Here is a 17,821-nt window from a genome sequence, read left to right as displayed (position 1 = left end):
TGGGAACGAGGCATTCCGGTGTTGACGGTTCGGAGGGGCAGTTCGCCCCCGAGTAGGAGGTATCGCGCGGTGAGCCAGTACGCGTCCCGCCTCGGCGGTCTGCGAGGCCGATCCCCTGTGCCGTTCGGCGGCCATCCCCACGCGCGCTTCCGGCGGGTGCTGCGGCGGCCACGGCGGATCGCGATGCTCAGCGTGCACACCTCCCCCCTGCACCAGCCCGGTACGGGCGACGCGGGCGGGATGAACGTCTACATCGTCGAGCTGGCCCGGCGACTGGCCGAGCTCGACATCGAGGTGGAGATCTTCACCCGGGCGACCACCGGCGGGGTCCCGCCCTCCGTCGAGCTGGCGCCCGGGGTGCTGGTGCGGCATGTGGCCGCGGGCCCGTACGAGGGGCTGGCCAAGGAGGACCTCCCGGCGCAGCTGTGCGCGTTCACCCATGGGGTGATGCAGCAGTGGGCGGATCACCGCCCCGGCTACTACGACCTGGTCCACTCCCACTACTGGCTCTCCGGCCATGTCGGCTGGCTGGCCGCCGAGCGCTGGGGCGTACCGCTGGTACACGCCATGCACACCATGGCCAAGGTCAAGAACGCCGCGCTCGCGGCCGGTGACGCTCCCGAGCCCGCCGCCCGCGTCATCGGCGAGCAGCAGATCGTCAGCGCCGCGGACCGGCTGATCGCCAACACCGCCGAGGAGGCCGAGGAGCTGGTGCGCCACTACGAGGCGGCGCGTGACCGGCTGGCCGTCGTCCACCCGGGGGTGAACCTGGAACGGTTCCGTCCGGCCGACGGCCGGGCCGCGGCCCGCGCCCGGCTCGGGCTGCCCGCCGACGCGCTGATACCGCTCTTCGCGGGGCGCATACAGCCGCTCAAGGCCCCCGACATCCTGCTGCGCGCGGTGGCCCACCTGCTGGAGGCGGACCCGTCGCTGCGCGAGCGGATGGTGGTGCCTGTGGTCGGCGGGCCGAGCGGCAGCGGGCTCGCCAAACCGGAGCGGCTGCACAAGCTGGCGGCGCGGCTGGGGATCTGCGATGTGGTGCGGTTCCGGCCGCCGGTCGCCCAGGACGAGCTGGCCGACTGGTACCGGGCGGCGTCGGTGCTGGTCATGCCGTCGTACAGCGAGTCGTTCGGACTGGTGGCGGTGGAGGCGCAGGCCTGCGGCACCCCGGTGGTGGCGGCCTCGGTGGGCGGTCTGCCGGTGGCGGTGCGCGACGGCGTCAGCGGCACGCTGGTCGACGGCCATGACCCGGCCGACTACGCCCGCGCGCTGCGGCCCTTCGCCGACGAGGCGGGGCGGGTGGACCGGATGGGCGCGGCGGCTGCCCGGCACGCGCGCTCCTTCGGCTGGGGCACGGCCGCCGCGGCCACGGCGGAGGTCTATATGGAGGCGATGCGGGAGCGGCGTCGCCTACGATCGGCCCATGGGTGACGCCAACAGCAACGCCGCCGGGGCCGGTAACGGAGCCGACACCGCCACCGCCAGGACCGTGATCGAGCAGACGCTGCGCGACGCCGAGCTGGAGTGGGAGAGCCCGTCCGAGGGGACGTACGTCGTCACGCTCCCGGGCACCCGCAAGCTGTCGACCACCTGCTCGCTCCGTGTCGGCAGGCACTCCCTCTCGATCAACGCCTTCGTCATCCGGCACCCGGACGAGAACCACGACACCGTCCACCGCTGGCTGCTGGAGCGCAACACCCGGCTGTACGGGGTGAGTTACGCGATCGACCCGCTGGGCGACATCTATCTGGCCGGGCGGCTGCCGCTGGCCGCCGTCACCCCGGACGAGCTGGACCGGCTGCTCGGCACCGTCCTGGAGAACGCGGACGGGAGCTTCAACACCCTGCTGGAGATGGGCTTCGCCTCCGCGATCCGCAAGGAGTACGCGTGGCGTACGGCGCGCGGTGAGTCCACCCGGAACCTCGAGGCGTTCACTCATCTGACGCGCGACGTGGCGGGCTGACCGCCCCACCCCTTCACCCTCCGCGCCTTCGTCACCGCCACCCGCCGCGGAATTCCCCGGAAGTCGCGGTGAAGAAAACCGTTCTCCGGGGGCTCTTCATGGTGAACCGGCTTCAGCCGGGAACCATGAAGGGGAGAGGCAGCGGTGCTCATGGACAATCCGTGGCTCACGGTGGCAACGGTCGTGACGGTGGGGGTGCTACGGCTGATGGGGGACGTCATTCGCTGGCTGGCGGCGCGCTCGGGTGAACGGATCCGGGCGCGGATGCTGGTGGAGCTGGTACGCGGGTCGGGGCCGGGCACGGTGCTCACCGACCACCGGGCGGACGGTGCGGCGCTGACCGTGCGCCGCACCGAGGCGCAGAGCGGCCGCGGTGGTGCGGACGTGCGGGGCGGGGGCCGGGCATGAGCGTGCGCGAGAGGGCCGAGGAGCCCACGTCCGACGAGGAGTTCGACGCGTTCTGCGCCCGCACCAACCGCACCCTGCTGACCTACGCGCTGATGCGGTTCGGCCAGGACCGGCAGGGTGTCGAGGACGCCCTCCAGGAGGCGTACATCAAGGCGATGGAGTGCTGGCCCACGGTGCGGACCTGCCCCTCTCCGGAGGGCTGGATCCTCACCACCATGCGGCGCCGGCTCGCGCGGGACGGCAAGCGCTGGCGGAACCGCTGGAAGCCGGTCGAGCTGGTCGTCCCGGCCTCGCCCACCGCCACCGTGGAGGAGACTTCCGAGGCGCTGGCCACCCTGCGCGCTATCACCACCCTGCCGCCGCGGCAGCGCGAGGTGATCGTCATGGCCACCTCGGGCATGACCTACCAGGAGATCTCCACCGAACTCGGGATCACCCAGCGGGGCGTGGGCAGCAACCTCAACAAGGCCCGCAACCGGCTCACCCTGCTGCTGAGCATCCCGCCCGGCACCGATCGCGAGGGCGAGCGGCTGCTGAGCCTCAGCCCGCGCGACCCGCTGTACGCGGCGCTGTCGGCCGCCGCCGCCTGGCTGCTGGACGGCTTGCGCGCGGAGGAGCGGGAGCGCGCGCGGCGCCCCCGGGGCGCGTCCGGCCGGGGGGACCGATGATCGCCGCCTTACGCGCCCTGCTGGCCGTGGCGCTGCTCGCGGGGTTCTACGCACTGGTCGCGGTGATGGTGCTGCTGTGGGTGGCCTTCCTGGCGGTGGCGTTATGGGGGTCCGGACAGCCGACCGCCAGCAACCCGCCGACCAACGTCATCCTGCTGTGCGCCGCGTTCGCCCCGGTGATCGCCGGGATGGTGTGGTCGGTGATCCGCACCGCCCGGCCCGCCGGACCGCCCCCGGGCACGGTGTGGGTCGGCAGGCGCGCCGCCCCGGAGTTATGGGCCGAGGTCGAGCGGCTGGCCCGCGCGGTGGGCACCCGGCGGCCGGATCACATCCGGCTGACCACCGAGGTCAACGCCTCCGTCACCGAGGACGCCTCGTTCCTGGGCCTGCTGCCCGGCTCCCGCACCCTCTATCTGGGGCTCCCCCTGCTGGCCGGGCTGGCGCCCGCGGAGCTCCGCGCCGTCCTCGCCCATGAGCTGGGCCACTACTCCCGCCGCCACAACCGCTTCGGCGCCCTCGCCCACCGCGGTTCGGCCGGACTCGAGGCCGCCCGGCAGGCCATCCTGGACGCGTCGAGCGCCAATGACCTGGTGCGGATGTACGCGGGCGGCCCACGGGCCCTGGTCGGGCTCTACGCCCGCGTCTTCCGCTGGCTCACCCGGCCGGTCCGGCGGCGGCAGGAGCTGGAGGCGGACCGCGAGGCCGCCCGGGTGGCCGGGGCGGACGCGGTGGCCGAAGCGCTGTGCTCCACGGCCGTACTGGAGCGGCTGTGGCCCGAGTTCATCGCGGAGTTCCTGACGCCGATGCGCCGGGCGCGCGGCTGTGTCCCGGACGATCCGTTCCGGATCTTCGCGCTGATGGCCGAGGCCCCCGAACTGCGGGACGTACGGGCCGAGGTGCTGAGCGAGGCGATGCGGCGGCCCGCCGACCCCGACGATCCCCACCCGGATCTGGCCACTCGCCTCAGCCGGTTGAAGCGTCTGCCCGTGGCGGCGGGGGCCGAGGTCGAGCGGTCCGCGGAGGACGCGGGAGCCGAGGCCGGACCGTCCGCCGAGGGCCCGGAGGCCGTGGCCGTCCCCGCCCGCTACGCGGCCGAGTCGGGCCGTTCGCTGTTCTCCGGGGTCCGGGAGACGGTCCCGTGGCGCGACTGGCTCGCGTTGCTGGCCGCCCAGCGCGCGACCCGGATCCTGACACCGCTGGCGGAGGCGGTGCGTACGGTCGAGCGGGAGGAGGCGGGCGGGGAGCGGCCCGGCCCCCTGACGATCCACCGGGTGCTGCGGCTGGTGGACAGCGGCCGCCGGATGCCGCTCGCCCGCGCGCTCAACTCACGGCTGCCACCGGCGGACCTGGCGGGGCGGGAGCCGCTGGAACCGCTGGCCGCCGCGCTGTCCGCGCTGATCGAGGCGCAGGTGGTGGCGGGCGGCACGGCGTACTGGGCGATGCACTGGACCGGGCCGGGCACCCTCGTCCCGCCCGATGGCATCGCACCCGAGACGATCCGCTCCTGGGCCGATACGGCCGTACAACTGCCCGGCCGGACCCAGCGGTTGGGGCTGCACCTGGCCGCCCTCGGCGTGGACGAACGCGCCCCGCTGCTGGACCGGACCGAGGTCAGGGCGGCCGCCGGGGCGCCCCGGGACGAGGTGCGGAACGTCAGCATCGCGCCCGAGGTGGCCGAGCCCGCGCGTCGGCGCATCGGCGCGGTACGGGCGGTGGCGCTCACGGTGCTGCTGGGGCTGACGGCGGTGACGTACATGGTGTGGAGCGGCCGGGGCGAACCGACGTATCCACGGCCGCCGGTGACCGGTTGGACCCGGCCGCCGGGCGGGCCGTACGGGTCGGACGCGGTGCCGACCTACGGGCTGCCGACGGGACTTCCCACCGGGCTGCCGACGGGGCTCCCCACTGGCCTGCCGACCGGCCCGGGCTGGCCCGGCGCCACGACGGGGATCCACCCGCCGGTCACCCTCCGCCCGCTGCCGTCGCTGTCGCCGCCGGTGCCGAGCATCGACATCGGATCACTCCTGCCGCGCCACACGCCGTAGACGGCGACGCGTCGTGGACGCGGACCGTCAGCCGACGGGGTCGGCATCCCGTACGACCGGTGCCGCGGCCGCCCTGTCCTCCGCCTCCTCCACGGTGCCCACCGGGCGGGCCCGCAGCTTGCGGCCCAGCGCCGCGTACCCGGCGGCCGCGACGGCGCCGACCACCGCACTCGCCGCCCACAGCGTGTCCGCGCCGAAGTGGTCGATGACCGCGCCGCCCACCAGGGGGCCGGTCAGCGAGGCGAGGGACCAGGACAGTACGTACATCCCCTGGTAGCGCCCGCGGCCATGGGTGGGGGAGAGCCGGGCCACCAGCCCCATCTGGGTGGGGGAGTTGATGATCTCGCCGAGCGTCCAGACGGCGACGGTCAGGGCGTAGAGGCCCACCGATCCGGCGAAGGCGGTGAGCCCGAAACCGCACCCGGTGAGCAGCGCGGACATGACGAGCAGTGGCGCCGGATCGCGGTGCTCGATGAACCGCGTCACGGGGATCTGCACGGCCACGATCAGCACGCCGTTGGTCGCGATGGCCAGTCCGAAGTCGGAGCTGGACAGCCCGTCCGCGCCCATCGCCACCGGCAGGGCCACGAAGCCCTGGAGGAAGAGGCTCGCCAGCAGGTAGGACAGCGCGACCACGGCCATGAACGGCCGGTCGCGCAGGACCGTGCCGAGCCCGGTCTCCGGCTCGTCCGCGGCGGGCCCGTCGGCGTTCCGCTCCGGCCGGGACTCCGGCAGTTTGACGAAGACGATGACGGCGCAGAGCAGGGTCATCGCCGCGTCGCTCAGGAACAGCGTCAGATAGCCGTGCTTGGCGATCAGCCCGGCGGCCATCGCCGAGAAGGCGAAGCCGAGGTTGATGGCCCAGTAGTTGAGCGCGAAGGCGCGGACCCGGTCCTCGGGCGCCACGATGTCGGCCATCATCGCCTGCACCGCGGGCCGGGACGCGTTGCTCGTCATCCCCACCAGACAGGCCACGACCGCGATGGCGGCCGGGCTCTGGACGAGGCCGAGCACGGCGACCGTGAGCGCCGTCGAGACCTGTGCCACCAGCAGCGTGGGCCGCCGCCCCAGCCGGTCGGTCAGCACCCCGGCGCCCACGGCCGACACCACCCCGCCCAGTCCGTACAGCGCTCCGACCAGACCGGCGAAGGTGGCCGAGTAGCCGCGCTCGGCGGTCAGGTACATGGCAAGGAAGGTGGCGACGAAACCCCCCAGCCGGTTCACCAGCGTGGAGGCCCACAGCCACCAGAAGGCCCGGGGCAGCCCCGCGACGGTCTTCTTCGCTGCCTGTCGCAGCCGGACGACGGACTTCGGCGACATCGGCGGCCCCCCGCGGATCCCGGTGTGTGCCACCACACGGATGTAAGTAGCTTCTCTAGTTCGCGCACCTTACAGACCCCGCCGCCGGGCCGCTACCGGAATACCGGAGTCCGCCCACTGGTACGGCCCCCGGCCCCCTCCGAGAGGTCCAGTAGGCTCGAGCGCATGGCCGACGCACCGTACAAGCTGATCCTCCTCCGCCACGGCGAGAGCGAGTGGAACGCGAAGAACCTGTTCACCGGCTGGGTGGACGTCAACCTCAACGAGAAGGGCGAGAAGGAGGCAGTCCGCGGCGGTGAGCTGCTGAAGGACGCCGGCCTGCTCCCCGACGTGGTCCACACGTCCCTCCAGAAGCGCGCCATCCGCACCGCGCAGCTCGCCCTGGAGGCGTCCGACCGCCTCTGGATCCCGGTCCACCGCAGCTGGCGGCTCAACGAGCGCCACTACGGCGCCCTCCAGGGCAAGGACAAGGCCCAGACCCTGGCCGAGTTCGGTGAGGAGCAGTTCATGCTCTGGCGCCGCTCCTACGACACCCCGCCGCCCCCGCTGCCCGTCGACGCCGAGTACTCCCAGTTCTCCGACCCGCGCTACGCCACCCTCCCCCCGGAGCTGCGCCCGCGCACGGAGTGCCTGAAGGACGTCGTCGTCCGCATGCTCCCGTACTGGTTCGACGCCATCGTCCCGGACCTGCTCACCGGCCGCACCGTCCTGGTCGCCGCCCACGGCAACTCGCTGCGCGCCCTGGTCAAGCACCTCGACGGCATCTCCGACGCCGACATCGCCGGCCTGAACATCCCCACCGGCATCCCGCTCTCCTACGAGCTCGACGCCGACTTCCGCCCCCTCACCCCGGGCGGCACCTACCTCGACCCGGAGGCCGCGAAGGCCGCCATCGAGGCGGTCAAGAACCAGGGCAAGAAGAAGTAGCCTTCACGATCACGCCCCCGATCCGCGCCTGTCGCGCGGACCGGGGGCGTTTTCACGGCTCCTGGCTAGCTTGAAAGGGGATAACGGAACATGTGCAGGGTCCAGGACGGCTCGGCGGTCGGCTTCGTCGCGTACCGCACTGCCCCCATGGCCGCGTAGAACGGAGCGGCGTTCGGATCCGAGCCGACGATGAACTCCGATCGCCCGAGCTCGCGCGCAGTCCGGATCGCATGCTGCCAGAGAAGCTTGCCGTAGCCCTTACCGATCTCATCGGCGTCGACGAAGAGCTTGTCCAGGAGCAGATCACCGTCCTCCTCGGTGAAACCGTAGAAGCCAAGAATCTTGCCGTCCTCCTCCAGGACGAAGACCGGGTTGTTCCGGACATAGGCATCCGGAATCGCCCGAGCCTCCCCCGCCCAGTCGAAGTAGCCCGGTGGGTACCCCCAGTGAGTCGACGACCGATTCTGGAGCTCTTCAAGCTCGCCGGCCTCGTCGGGTGCGGCGCGTCGGATCCGCCGGGCACCATTGGTTGACACGGCACGGACCACCCTTCTCGATCGCTACCGGAAGCCGTCGATCCGACTAGATCACGGCTCCCGCCGTCCACGCGTCGACCGTGGCCGGGGCCATTCCTTTCAGGACGGAGTGAACTCGTACTGGAGCTCGTAGAGGTGGCCTGCCTTGGCCATCACCGTGGCTTCGATGGGGCGTTCGTCGTCGCTGTAGACCACGCGCAGGGTCCGTAGCACCGGCAGGTTCCCGGGGAGGCCGAGCACCGTGTACTGCTCCTGGGTGGGGACGCGGGCGGAGACCTTGTCGACGCTGAGACGTGGTGGGTGGCCCAGCTCCGCGAGCAGGGCCGGGGTGCCGCCCTTGATCTTGCGCCGGTTCATCATGGCCGTCCCGCGGGCCAGGTCCAGCGGGTAGTAGGACTTCACCAGTTCCACCGGTTCGTCGTCCATGAGCAGCACCTGGGACCGCATCAGCGCCGTGTCGTCGTCCGGGAGCCGTAGGGCTTCGGCGACATCCGCGGGTGGGCGGATCTCGGCGACGTCGAGCAGACGACTGCTGCCGCGCGCCTGGTGGTCGGCGGCCTCGCTGATCCAGCGGTACGGCTCGCCGGACGCCGCCGGAGCCATGTACGAGGCGGGCCGCATGGTGCGCTGGCGGTGCTCGCGTACGGTGACGGCGGCTCCGGCGCGGCCGATCGCGAGGCCCTCGTCCTTCAGCAGTTGCAGGGCCTTCTGCACCGTGGCGTTCGACGCGGTGAAGCGGTGCTTGAGCTGGGCGGTCGAGGGAAGGTTGGCGCCGGGAGGCAGGTCGCCGGACATGATCTCGTCGCGCAGGTCGGCGGCGATCCGCTCATGCAGCGACCGACGGTCGGGTGCGTCCTGTTCGGCCTTCGGCACGGTCATCCCATCCTGAGTTCGTAGCGCAGACGTTGCAGGTCGGCGGGCATGGTGATCAGATCAACCTGGATCGGCTGCTCGTTCTCGTCGAGGACGACCCGCTCCAGGCAGAGGACGGGGGCGTGCTCCGCGGTCCGCAGAAGCTCCCGTTCCGACTCGTCCGCGATCCGCGCGGTCACATCCTCCTGCACGCGCCGCCCCACGTGCCCGAGTTCGGCGAGCAGTGTCACCGCTCCACCACGGATCTTCGCCGTGCCCGCGAGGGCGGTGCCCGCGGCGATACGGGCCGGATAGTAGGAGTCCGTCAACTCGCGGGGCCGGTCGTCGAGATACATGATCCGCCGCCGTACGACGACCATGTCCTCCTGCCCCACGCCGAGCAGCCGGGCCACGACGGCCGGGGCCGGGACCTCCCCCGCGCGCACGATCCGCTGAGTGCCGCGTCGGCCACGCGCCGCGGCCTCCTCCCGCCACACATCACTTTGCCCCGCCACTTGCAGATATGGCATCGAGGTACTGATCCACGCGTCGCTGGCCACTGGGCCCTCCCTGGTGCCTGATCGGCCTCCACTGACCTTGCCGCTTTACACAGTAAGCGAAGGGGTGACCACCACTCGACAGAGACTACCTTGCTGCTTTTTGTGAAAGGCAATAAGGTGAGCCGAAACTTACTGTCAGCCCTGAAGTGGTGACCCACCGTGCTCTTTATGCGGCATCAGTTGTTCGCCCGGCGCAAGCCATCCATCCGCGCGGCTCGCCTGTTCGTGTCCCACACCCTCACCGAGTGGGGGCACGCCGATCGTCTGGATGACATCCAGTTATGTGTCTCGGAGATCGCCACCAATGCCCTCCTCCACGGCGCACCACCCGGCCGCCTCTTCGCTGTTCGCGTCGAGGCGGATGGGGAGAAGGTGCGCGTCGAGATCCGCGACTCCGGCCCCGGTCAACCCGTCGTCCAGGCGCCCCGACCAGGTGATGAGCACGGCCGCGGTCTGCTGCTCGTGAGCGAACTCGCCGACGCCTGGGGGAACATCGACCACGTGGTCGGGAAAACCGTGTGGTTCGTGGTGAAGTCGACGCAAGCGAACGGCTGTACAGGCTGAGGCGGTTGGCGTCACTGGCCCCGCCGGCGAGACGATGGGCGCCGATGACACGCTCACGTTCGACACCGTCAAGTCCAGTGAGGGCGAGAGCTGTGACGACCTCACGGGGTCCGACAGCGGCGACGACTACAGCGACGACTCCGCGAGCGGCGACTCCGGCTCATCGGCTGGCGGCTCCGACTCGTCGGGCGGTTCGCAGCAGGCGCCCACCGGTGCCACCGCCCGGTGTGACGACGGTACGTACAGCTATTCCGCCCACCCGCGGGGTACCTGCTCGCATCACGGTGGCGTGGCCGTCTGGCTCGCAAGCGTGCCTTCCTGACCGCCCGCCCGGACAACCGCCCTCTCCGTTGTAGCGGGCTTCCCGCTTGGTGTCGCCCTCCCCGGGGCATCCAGGTTGTTATCAGCCCGTGCACACCCGTGCATGGGCGAATCAGTGGTTGAGCACTAAAGTTGTCTCATTGGTGAGGAACTTGGGGTCAGGGGTTCGGTGCGGGGGCACCGGGACTCTGGGGGGAGGGCCTGGGGAGCATGAGTCGTCGCTCTGATGGGTTGGTCGGAATCTGGGCCGAGGCGCAGCGGCAGCAGCAGCGTCAGCTGGAGGCGCGGGCCAGGCAGCAGCGGGAGCGGGAGCGGCAGGAGCGCGCCCGGCAGAGGGAGTTAGCACGTAGCCAGCGTGAGCAGAAGGCGGCGTATCGGCAGCAGCGGGAGGCCGAGGCCAGACGGCGGACGGAGGAGTTGGAGGCGCGGGTCGAGGCGCTGCGGGGGCTGTTGGTCGCCGGGTGCCGGGCGCCCGCGTTCCGGGCCGCCGACCTGACCCGTCCCGAACAGGTCGCGGCGTTCGCACCGGGCGCCCTCGCCTCGCCGGTCCCGATGCCGGACGCGAACCACTACCAGTGCCAGCCCCAGGGCGGTTGGCCGCTCGGGGCCGGTCGGCGGGCGCAGGCGCAGGCGGAAGCGCGCTCCCGGTTCGAGCGCGACTGGCAGGCGGCACAGGCCGCGGAGGCGCAGCGGCAGGCGCAGTTGGCGGCGTACCGGCAGCAGTACGAGCAGTGGGCCGACGCCCAGATACGCACGATACGCAGGCACAACAGCGGCATCACCGAGATGACGGCGGGGCTGCGCAACGGCGACTCCGGCGCCGCGGTGGAGTACTTCTCGGCCGCGCTCTACGCGTCCGCCGCGTGGCCGGAGGGCCTGCCGCGCCAGCTGTCCGCCGGGTATGACCCGGGCGCCCGTCAGCTGGTGCTGAACTGGGAACTGCCCACGTACGACGTCGTCCCGGAGATGAAGTCGGTGCGGTACATGCCCACCGCGGACCAGGACAAGGAGACGGCCCGTCCGGCGGCCCAGCGCCGCGCGCTGTACCGGGATGTGCTCGCCCAGTGCGTCCTGCTGGTGCTGCGCGACCTCTTCGCGGCGGATGAGTTCGGCGCGCTGGAGTCGGTCGCGCTGAACGGGTTCGTGGACGACCACGACCCCGTGACGGGCCGACGCGAACGTATCGTCCTGGCCACCGTCATGGCGTCGCGCGCCGCCTTCGCCGAGCTGCACCTGGAACAGGTCAACCCGGTCGACTGCCTGGTGGACGGGCTCCGCGGGCAGCTGTCGGCACGTCCCGAACAGCGCGCGGCGGTACGGCCGGTGAGGGTGCCCGGCGATGTCGGCCACGGCGTCGTCACGCACGGCGGGGGAGAGGAGCCGGATCTGTACGCCATGGATCCGCTCGCCTTCGAGTCGCTGGTCGCGGAGCTGTTCCGGGCCATGGGGATGCAGGCCGTCACGACCCGGCGGTCGAACGACGGCGGGGTGGATGTCGACGCGCTGGATCCGGCCCCGATCAGGGGCGGCAAGATCGTCGTGCAGGTGAAGCGCTACCGCAGCACCGTGCCGCCGACCGCCGTCCGGGACCTGTACGGCACCGTCCAGGACGCCGGTGCCAACAAGGGCGTCCTGGTCACCACGTCCCGATTCGGCCCCGGTTCGCACGCCTTCGCGCACGGCAAGCCCCTGGAGCTGGTGTCGGGCGGGGAGTTGGTCGATCTGCTCCAGCGCCACGGACTACGCGGAAGGCTCGGCGGCGGCGATGGCGGCGGTGGCCGTACGACGCCTGCCCGGCGGACGGAGCCGGACCCGCAGCCGGACTCCGCGGCCGACTCGGATGACCACAACGTGCTGGGCATGACCTGGGCGGGCCGGGTCGCCGTGGATGTGTGCGCCCTGGTCTGCCACGGCGACCGGGTGCTGAGCGACGACCACTTCGTCTTCTTCAACAACCCCCGGACACCGGACGGTACGGTGCGCGCGCTCCCCGCCGCCGCACCGGACAAGGCCGCCATCCGGGTCTCCTTCGACGCCCTGCCGACGGGAGCCGACCGGCTCGTGATCGTCGCCGCGGTCGATCCGGACGTCGACCCCACGGCGGACCTGTCCGGGTTCACCGAGGCGTGCGTCCGGCTGCTGGACCCGGCGAGGGCCGAACTCGGCAGGTTGGAGGTCTCCGAGGGCCGCCCCGGTGAAACCGCCCTGGTGCTCGGCTCCTTCCGCCGCCGATCCAGCGGTGACTGGGACTTCGTCATCGGTGGCAAGGGCTATCAGGGCGGTCTGGAGGAGCTGGTCCAGGAGTACGGCATCGAGGTCGCGTAAGGCGATACGGCCGAGAGGGCCAGGAAAGCCGAGAGAAGAAGGGGCCCGGGACGCAGTCCCGGGCCCCTCCCGCGTACGTGTCAGCCGCAGCAGCCACCGCACTGGCAGGGGCCACCGGACTGGCAGCCACAGCCGCAGCCCGAGCTGCAACCGCAGGCGGCAAGCGGGGGGTGCGCAGGGCGCCGGTCGGCCGATACCGATGGGCCGGTGAGGGCTGGGGTGGTCGTGGGGCTGTGCTTGGCGAGGTCCGCCATGTGTCGCCTCCTCGAAAGGGTCACCTGCTGCTCATGGTGCCGATCCGCCGCCCGCGCGCAGGGGCGCACGGACGGCGCGCGGAGGCATGCCGAGGGGGCGGTGTCACGCCCCTTCGACGGTGTCCTGCTGCTGCATGATCTCGTCCGCGTGCTCACCCGTGACCAGGTAGACCACGCGCTTGGCGACCGATACGGCGTGGTCGGCGAACCGCTCGTAGTAGCGGCCGAGCAGGGTCACATCGACGGCGGTCTCGATGCCGTGCTTCCAGCGGTCGTCCATCAGGTGCTGGAAGAGGGTGCGGTGGAGCAGGTCCATCGCGTCGTCGTCCTGCTCCAGCTGGAGCGCGAGGTCGACGTCCTTGGTGATGATGACCTCGCCCGCCTTGGCCATCAGCCGCTGGGCGAGCTGGCCCATCTCCAGGATGGTGGCGTGCAGGTCGCGGGGGACGGCGCTGACCGGGAAGCGCAGCCGGGCCAGCTTGGCGACGTGCTGGGCGAGGTCGCCGGAGCGCTCGAGGTCGGCGCTCATCCGCAGGCTGGTGACGACGATCCGCAGGTCGGTGGCGACCGGCTGCTGCCGGGCCAGCAGGGCTATCGCACGGCTCTCGAGTTCGCGCTGGAGATCGTCGACCTTCTCGTCGGCCGCGATGACGCTCTCCGCGAGCTTGAGATCCGCGTCCAGAATGGCGGTGGTGGCACGGCCGATGGCCGAACCGACCAGCCGGGCCATGTCGACCAGGCCCTCTCCGATCGAATCCAGCTCCTCGTGGTAAGCGTCCCGCATCACTGACCTTCTCTCACTGACTGCTCGACTGACGGATCTCTCTGGAGATCACGTTGGATCGGTTCTCGCGGAGATCTGATCGATCTCCGACCGGTCCCCGGCCGGTCGGGGTGGACTTGCGCCCGCGCCCCCACACTCCCACGGTCCGGCCAAAACGCGTCGTCCTCCGGCCTCCGGGGTGAACCACATCCGACCCCTCGGTGAACTCTCGGCAACATGCCCCTCGCGTCACCGTGCCCACCCCCCTCGGCGGACGGTCCGGGGTGAACCGGTGCCGACCCCGCGGTGAACTCTCGGCAACGTCTGTTCGAGGGGGTCCCCGCGGGGCTGTGGAGGAGTCCGGCGCCCCGCATAACCTGGATGCATGAACGTGAACGCGGCGATCGCCGCAGTGGCGGCGCTCGCCGGGCTGTGCACCGGTGTGATCGCCATGCTGGCGTTCCGCTGGAGCGAGCGTGAACAGGCGAAGCCTACGCGGTCCTCGCTGCATACGGATGCCGTGCTGCCGCCCGGCGTGGACACCGTGCTGTCGGTCCTGCGGTCCTCGGCGGTCGTCCTCGACGAGGCGGACGCCGTCGTGAAGGCCAGCTCGGCCGCGTACGCGCTGGGCCTGGTGCGCGGCGGCAAGCTGGCCATCGAACCGATGCTGGCGATGGCCCGCGACACCCGGCGGGACGGCGAGATCCGGCAGATCGAGCTGGACCTGGCGCGGCGCGGCACCGGCCGCGGCGGTGACGCCCTCGCCGTATCGGCCAGAGTGGCCCCGCTCGGCTCCCGGCTGGTGCTGCTGCTGGTGGAGGACCTCACCGAGGCCCGGCGGATCGAGGCGGTCCGGCGTGACTTCGTGGCGAATGTCAGCCATGAGCTCAAGACCCCGGTCGGCGCGCTGTCGCTGCTGTCCGAGGCCGTGATGGACGCGTCCGACGACCCCGAGGCGGTCACCCGCTTCGCCGGGCGGATGCAGGTCGAGGCGACCCGGCTGACCAGTCTGGTCCAGGAGCTGATCGATCTCTCGCGGGTGCAGAACGACGACCCGCTGGAGGACGCCGAGCCGGTGCGGATCGACGAGCTGGTCGCCGAGGCAATCGACCGCTGCCGCCACCAGGCGGGCACCAAGCAGATCACCATGGCCACCGGCGGCACCGCCGAACTGCACGTCTGGGGCAACCGCGGCCAGCTGGCCGCCGCGCTGGGCAACCTCGTCGAGAACGCGGTGAACTACAGCCCGGCCCGGACCCGCGTCGGCATCGCCGCCCGCCGGATCCCCGTCACCGGGGGCGATCTGATCGAGCTCGCCGTCACCGACCAGGGGATCGGCATATCCGAGAAGGACCGCGAGCGGATCTTCGAGCGGTTCTACCGCGTCGACCCCGCCCGCTCGCGGCAGACCGGCGGCACCGGCCTCGGCCTCGCCATCGTCAAGCACGTGGCGGCCTCGCACGGCGGGGAAGTCACCGTATGGAGCGCTGAGGGACAGGGCTCCACCTTCACCCTGAGACTCCCGGAAGCCGGTGCGGCGCGGGACCGGGACCGCTCGTCGAGCGAGTCGTACGAGACCGGGGCCGACCTCGATGGCGAGGAAGCGGACCAGGACCGGCCGTACGAGACCTTCACCAACGAACCACTTTCAGCCCCGGAGGTCCTTCCGTGACCCGAGTTCTGGTCGTCGAGGACGAGGAATCGTTCAGCGACGCACTGTCCTACATGCTCCGCAAGGAGGGATTCGAGGTCGCGATCGCGGCTACGGGCCCCGAGGGGCTCGATGAGTTCGAGCGGAACGGCGCCGATCTGGTGCTGCTCGACCTGATGCTGCCGGGGCTGCCCGGTACGGAGGTGTGCCGTCAGCTGCGCGGCCGCTCCAACGTCCCGGTGATCATGGTGACCGCCAAGGACAGCGAGATCGACAAGGTCGTCGGGCTGGAGATAGGCGCGGACGACTATGTGACCAAGCCTTTCTCCTCGCGCGAGCTGGTGGCCCGGATCAGAGCCGTGCTGCGCCGCCGCGGCGAGCCCGAGGAGGTCACCCCGGCGGCCCTGGAGGCCGGACCGGTCCGGATGGACGTGGACCGGCATGTGGTCACGGTCGACGGCGACAAGGTGGACCTCCCGCTGAAGGAGTTCGACCTGCTGGAGATGTTGCTGCGGAACGCGGGCCGGGTGCTCACCCGGATGCAGCTGATCGACCGTGTCTGGGGCGCGGACTACGTGGGCGACACCAAGACGCTGGACGTCCATGTGAAGCGGCTGCGCGCCAAGATCGAGCCGGACCCGGGCACCCCGCGGTACCTGGTCACCGTGCGCGGTCTGGGCTACAAGTTCGAGCCGTAAACCGGAGCGGGTACGGCGAGGGCGGTACGCGAAGGGCCCCGGAAGCAGTCGCTTCCGGGGCCCTCGCCGTTGACTCCGCTGTTGACTCCGCGAGCGATGGGCTCGGTGAGGGCCGTGAGCTCAGTCGTCGTTCGGCGCCGGCTCGCCCGGGGCGATGTTGTCGCCGCCGGGCTCGGTGGTGCCGCCCGGCTTTGTGGAGGGCGTACCGGACGGCCGGTCACCGGGCTTGGTGGAGGGCGAGCCGGACGGGCTGGACGTCGGCTTGCCGGACGGCGTGCCCGGGGTGGCGGTCGGCAGCTCGGTCGGGCCCCAGCCCTCGAAGTAGCCGCTCGCCGGGACGACGAAGGCGGTGATCGGGACGTCGCCGGTGCGGTTGAGGTCGAAGACCACCCGCTGCGCGTTGCCGTCCTGGGCGGCCTCCCGCCCGTTGGCGATGACCGCGGAGGGGTTGCCCTTGCCGCCGAGGATCACCGAGCCACCGGCGGGCACCACGATCGGGCCGGAGCCCTTCTTCGCCGGGGAGAGCTTCACGCGCGCCCCGGTGCCCGGGAGGGCGATGGCCTTGAGGGTCTCGCTCCGTGCGCCTTCGTTGAAGATCTTGCCGGTGATGACGGCCGGGCCCTTGGCCTTACGGTCCGGCTGGGTCACCACATTGACGTTCTGGACCTTGATGGTGCCGACGGACGTGGCGGCGTTGTCGGGCTTGATCTCCTGGGTCTGCGCGTCGCTCCCGGCCGCGCAGCCGGAGAGCGGGGCGACCGAGACCACGATGGCGGCGGCGGCGAGGACGCCGCGTCGAAGGCTGCTGCTCACGGCGGCGGCATCTCCTAGGACGAGGTAAAGGTTGGATCAGCGGGCTCAGGTTACCGACCGGCCCTCACGGGCCCGCACCCGACCCGCCTCCCGGGCGCGACGCCGGTCCGCGGAGCCCTTCCGGAGCCGCCCTGAATATCGGTTCGGTGACCCGGCTCGAAGATTATCGGTAAGGAATCCGTGGATGTCCTGGAATTGATCACAGGAGTGATCCGGTCCACTGGTGATCAATTTGTGAATCGGGGCCTGATCTGATGGTTGCTGGCCCGAACGGAGTAGCGGAAGTCCATCGACTGGACTCCGGCAAAACGGGACGTACGGCCGCTCGGGGCACCTTCTCGGGACAGGTAACACATGGGTTTCGGCCCACCCGTACAGCGGCTCCCACCTGCGAATACCCGGTTCCGCCTCCCTCTCGCAGCACGTTCCGGTCTCTGTTGTCAAGCCCCGAGATATGCCCTGACCTGCGAAAACGCCATTCAGAACAGGGCGTTCCCGTGTTACCCTGGATAGCCACGGAAGGGGTACCTGTCACATGACGTTCAAGGTTGGCGACACCGTGGTCTATCCCCATCACGGGGCCGCGCTGATCGAGGCCATCGAAACTCGCCAGATCAAAGGCGTGGACAAGACCTACTTGGTGCTGAAGGTCGCCCAGGGTGACCTGACGGTTCGTGTGCCGGCGGACAATGCGGAGTTCGTCGGTGTGCGTGATGTGGTCGGCCAGGACGGGCTGGATCGGGTCTTTGAGGTGCTGCGGGCACCCTATGCGGAAGAACCGACGAACTGGTCCCGTCGTTACAAGGCAAATCTCGAGAAGCTCGCGTCCGGCGACGTGATCAAGGTCGCCGAGGTTGTGCGCGACCTGTGGCGCCGAGAGCGTGAGCGCGGCCTCTCCGCCGGTGAGAAGCGCATGCTCGCGAAGGCCCGTCAGATCCTGGTGAGCGAGCTGGCCCTCGCCGAGAGCACCAATGAGGACAAGGCCGAGGCCCTGCTTGATGAGGTTCTCGCGTCCTGACATATCAATGCCGCGGTGCCCGAGTGACTCAGACTTGATGTTCTAAGCCGTCTGTCGCCGGGCGCTGCGGCATGTGCGCATACGGGACCCCGGGGTCCCGGTCCATTGCATCGTGTGCCGGTGTGCTCTTGTCCC

Annotated in this window: 18 protein-coding genes; 12 read left to right on the top strand and 6 right to left on the bottom strand. The window is 71.1% G+C overall.

Annotated features, from left to right (window positions below; translation table 11 throughout):
• Positions 1 to 69 precede the first annotated feature (69 nt).
• The 5 genes from mshA (at position 70) to AB0C66_RS12285 (ending at position 5,084) form a co-directional block, all read left to right on the top strand.
• On the top strand, positions 70 to 1,431 hold the full coding sequence (gene mshA / locus AB0C66_RS12305; RefSeq protein ID WP_362436272.1) for a D-inositol-3-phosphate glycosyltransferase: 1,362 nt from the start codon (positions 70 to 72) through the stop codon (positions 1,429 to 1,431).
• Complete coding sequence (locus tag AB0C66_RS12300) at positions 1,424 to 1,963, top strand: YbjN domain-containing protein (RefSeq protein ID WP_362436270.1); 540 nt, start codon at positions 1,424 to 1,426, stop codon at positions 1,961 to 1,963. The genes mshA and AB0C66_RS12300 overlap by 8 nt, the downstream gene beginning before the upstream one ends.
• 144 nt (positions 1,964 to 2,107) lie before the next feature.
• Positions 2,108 to 2,371 carry a hypothetical protein gene (locus AB0C66_RS12295; protein ID WP_362436268.1) on the top strand — a complete coding sequence of 88 codons (264 nt, stop codon included), beginning with the start codon at positions 2,108 to 2,110 and terminating at the stop codon, positions 2,369 to 2,371.
• A complete protein-coding gene (locus tag AB0C66_RS12290; RefSeq protein WP_362436266.1) occupies positions 2,368 to 3,039 on the top strand; it encodes a sigma-70 family RNA polymerase sigma factor in 672 nt (223 codons plus the stop codon). Before AB0C66_RS12295 ends, AB0C66_RS12290 begins: the two co-directional genes overlap by 4 nt.
• On the top strand, positions 3,036 to 5,084 hold the full coding sequence (locus tag AB0C66_RS12285) for a M48 family metallopeptidase (RefSeq protein ID WP_362436264.1): 2,049 nt from the start codon (positions 3,036 to 3,038) through the stop codon (positions 5,082 to 5,084). The genes AB0C66_RS12290 and AB0C66_RS12285 overlap by 4 nt, the downstream gene beginning before the upstream one ends.
• A gap of 27 nt (positions 5,085 to 5,111) precedes the next feature.
• On the opposite strand, the gene AB0C66_RS12280 is transcribed toward AB0C66_RS12285, so the two are convergent.
• Positions 5,112 to 6,404 (bottom strand): MFS transporter, encoded by a 1,293-nt coding sequence (locus AB0C66_RS12280; protein WP_362436262.1) that lies wholly within the window; start codon positions 6,402 to 6,404, stop codon positions 5,112 to 5,114.
• A gap of 165 nt (positions 6,405 to 6,569) precedes the next feature.
• On the opposite strand from AB0C66_RS12280, the gene AB0C66_RS12275 reads away from it, so the two are divergent.
• The gene (locus AB0C66_RS12275; protein ID WP_362436260.1) at positions 6,570 to 7,331 is read left to right on the top strand and encodes a phosphoglyceromutase; all 762 of its coding nucleotides are present in this window, start codon (positions 6,570 to 6,572) and stop codon (positions 7,329 to 7,331) included.
• A gap of 65 nt (positions 7,332 to 7,396) precedes the next feature.
• On the opposite strand, the gene AB0C66_RS12270 is transcribed toward AB0C66_RS12275, so the two are convergent.
• From AB0C66_RS12270 to AB0C66_RS12260, 3 genes are all read right to left on the bottom strand, one after another.
• Complete coding sequence (locus AB0C66_RS12270) at positions 7,397 to 7,867, bottom strand: GNAT family N-acetyltransferase (protein ID WP_362436258.1); 471 nt, start codon at positions 7,865 to 7,867, stop codon at positions 7,397 to 7,399.
• A 99-nt stretch (positions 7,868 to 7,966) separates the two neighbouring features.
• Positions 7,967 to 8,746 (bottom strand): GntR family transcriptional regulator, encoded by a 780-nt coding sequence (locus AB0C66_RS12265; RefSeq protein WP_362436256.1) that lies wholly within the window; start codon positions 8,744 to 8,746, stop codon positions 7,967 to 7,969.
• Complete coding sequence (locus tag AB0C66_RS12260) at positions 8,743 to 9,279, bottom strand: UTRA domain-containing protein (RefSeq protein ID WP_362436254.1); 537 nt, start codon at positions 9,277 to 9,279, stop codon at positions 8,743 to 8,745. The genes AB0C66_RS12265 and AB0C66_RS12260 overlap by 4 nt, the downstream gene beginning before the upstream one ends.
• A gap of 168 nt (positions 9,280 to 9,447) precedes the next feature.
• Here AB0C66_RS12260 and AB0C66_RS12255 point away from each other — a divergent pair, with 168 nt between their 5' ends.
• The 3 genes from AB0C66_RS12255 to AB0C66_RS12245 all read left to right on the top strand — a co-directional run bounded on the left by AB0C66_RS12255 (position 9,448) and on the right by AB0C66_RS12245 (position 12,489).
• Positions 9,448 to 9,843: an ATP-binding protein gene (locus AB0C66_RS12255; protein ID WP_362436252.1), complete on the top strand. Its 396-nt coding sequence runs from the start codon at positions 9,448 to 9,450 to the stop codon at positions 9,841 to 9,843.
• Positions 9,844 to 9,877: 34 nt separating this feature from the next.
• Positions 9,878 to 10,165: a DUF3761 domain-containing protein gene (locus AB0C66_RS12250; RefSeq protein WP_362436250.1), complete on the top strand. Its 288-nt coding sequence runs from the start codon at positions 9,878 to 9,880 to the stop codon at positions 10,163 to 10,165.
• A gap of 209 nt (positions 10,166 to 10,374) precedes the next feature.
• A complete protein-coding gene (locus AB0C66_RS12245) occupies positions 10,375 to 12,489 on the top strand; it encodes a restriction endonuclease (protein ID WP_362436248.1) in 2,115 nt (704 codons plus the stop codon).
• Positions 12,490 to 12,846: 357 nt separating this feature from the next.
• Here AB0C66_RS12245 and phoU read toward each other — a convergent pair whose 3' ends face one another.
• Positions 12,847 to 13,527, bottom strand: coding sequence for a phosphate signaling complex protein PhoU (phoU, locus tag AB0C66_RS12240; RefSeq protein ID WP_362436247.1), 681 nt, complete (start codon positions 13,525 to 13,527; stop codon positions 12,847 to 12,849).
• Between the two features lie 364 nt (positions 13,528 to 13,891).
• Here phoU and AB0C66_RS12235 point away from each other — a divergent pair, with 364 nt between their 5' ends.
• Together AB0C66_RS12235 and AB0C66_RS12230 are read left to right on the top strand one after the other, a co-directional pair.
• Positions 13,892 to 15,178 carry an ATP-binding protein gene (locus AB0C66_RS12235; protein ID WP_362436245.1) on the top strand — a complete coding sequence of 429 codons (1,287 nt, stop codon included), beginning with the start codon at positions 13,892 to 13,894 and terminating at the stop codon, positions 15,176 to 15,178.
• Complete coding sequence (locus AB0C66_RS12230; RefSeq protein ID WP_362436243.1) at positions 15,175 to 15,855, top strand: response regulator transcription factor; 681 nt, start codon at positions 15,175 to 15,177, stop codon at positions 15,853 to 15,855. The genes AB0C66_RS12235 and AB0C66_RS12230 overlap by 4 nt, the downstream gene beginning before the upstream one ends.
• Before the next feature lie 120 nt (positions 15,856 to 15,975).
• Here AB0C66_RS12230 and AB0C66_RS12225 read toward each other — a convergent pair whose 3' ends face one another.
• Positions 15,976 to 16,668 carry a DUF461 domain-containing protein gene (locus AB0C66_RS12225; RefSeq protein WP_362436241.1) on the bottom strand — a complete coding sequence of 231 codons (693 nt, stop codon included), beginning with the start codon at positions 16,666 to 16,668 and terminating at the stop codon, positions 15,976 to 15,978.
• A gap of 535 nt (positions 16,669 to 17,203) precedes the next feature.
• On the opposite strand from AB0C66_RS12225, the gene AB0C66_RS12220 reads away from it, so the two are divergent.
• A complete protein-coding gene (locus tag AB0C66_RS12220) occupies positions 17,204 to 17,686 on the top strand; it encodes a CarD family transcriptional regulator (protein ID WP_009716930.1) in 483 nt (160 codons plus the stop codon).
• Positions 17,687 to 17,821: the final 135 nt, after the last annotated feature.

The sequence above is a fragment of the Streptomyces sp. NPDC048636 genome, assembly GCF_040650655.1.
Classification (GTDB): domain Bacteria; phylum Actinomycetota; class Actinomycetes; order Streptomycetales; family Streptomycetaceae; genus Streptomyces.
The sequence above is the reverse complement of the archived record's forward strand: the minus strand, read 5'-3'. Positions and strand labels throughout refer to the sequence as shown.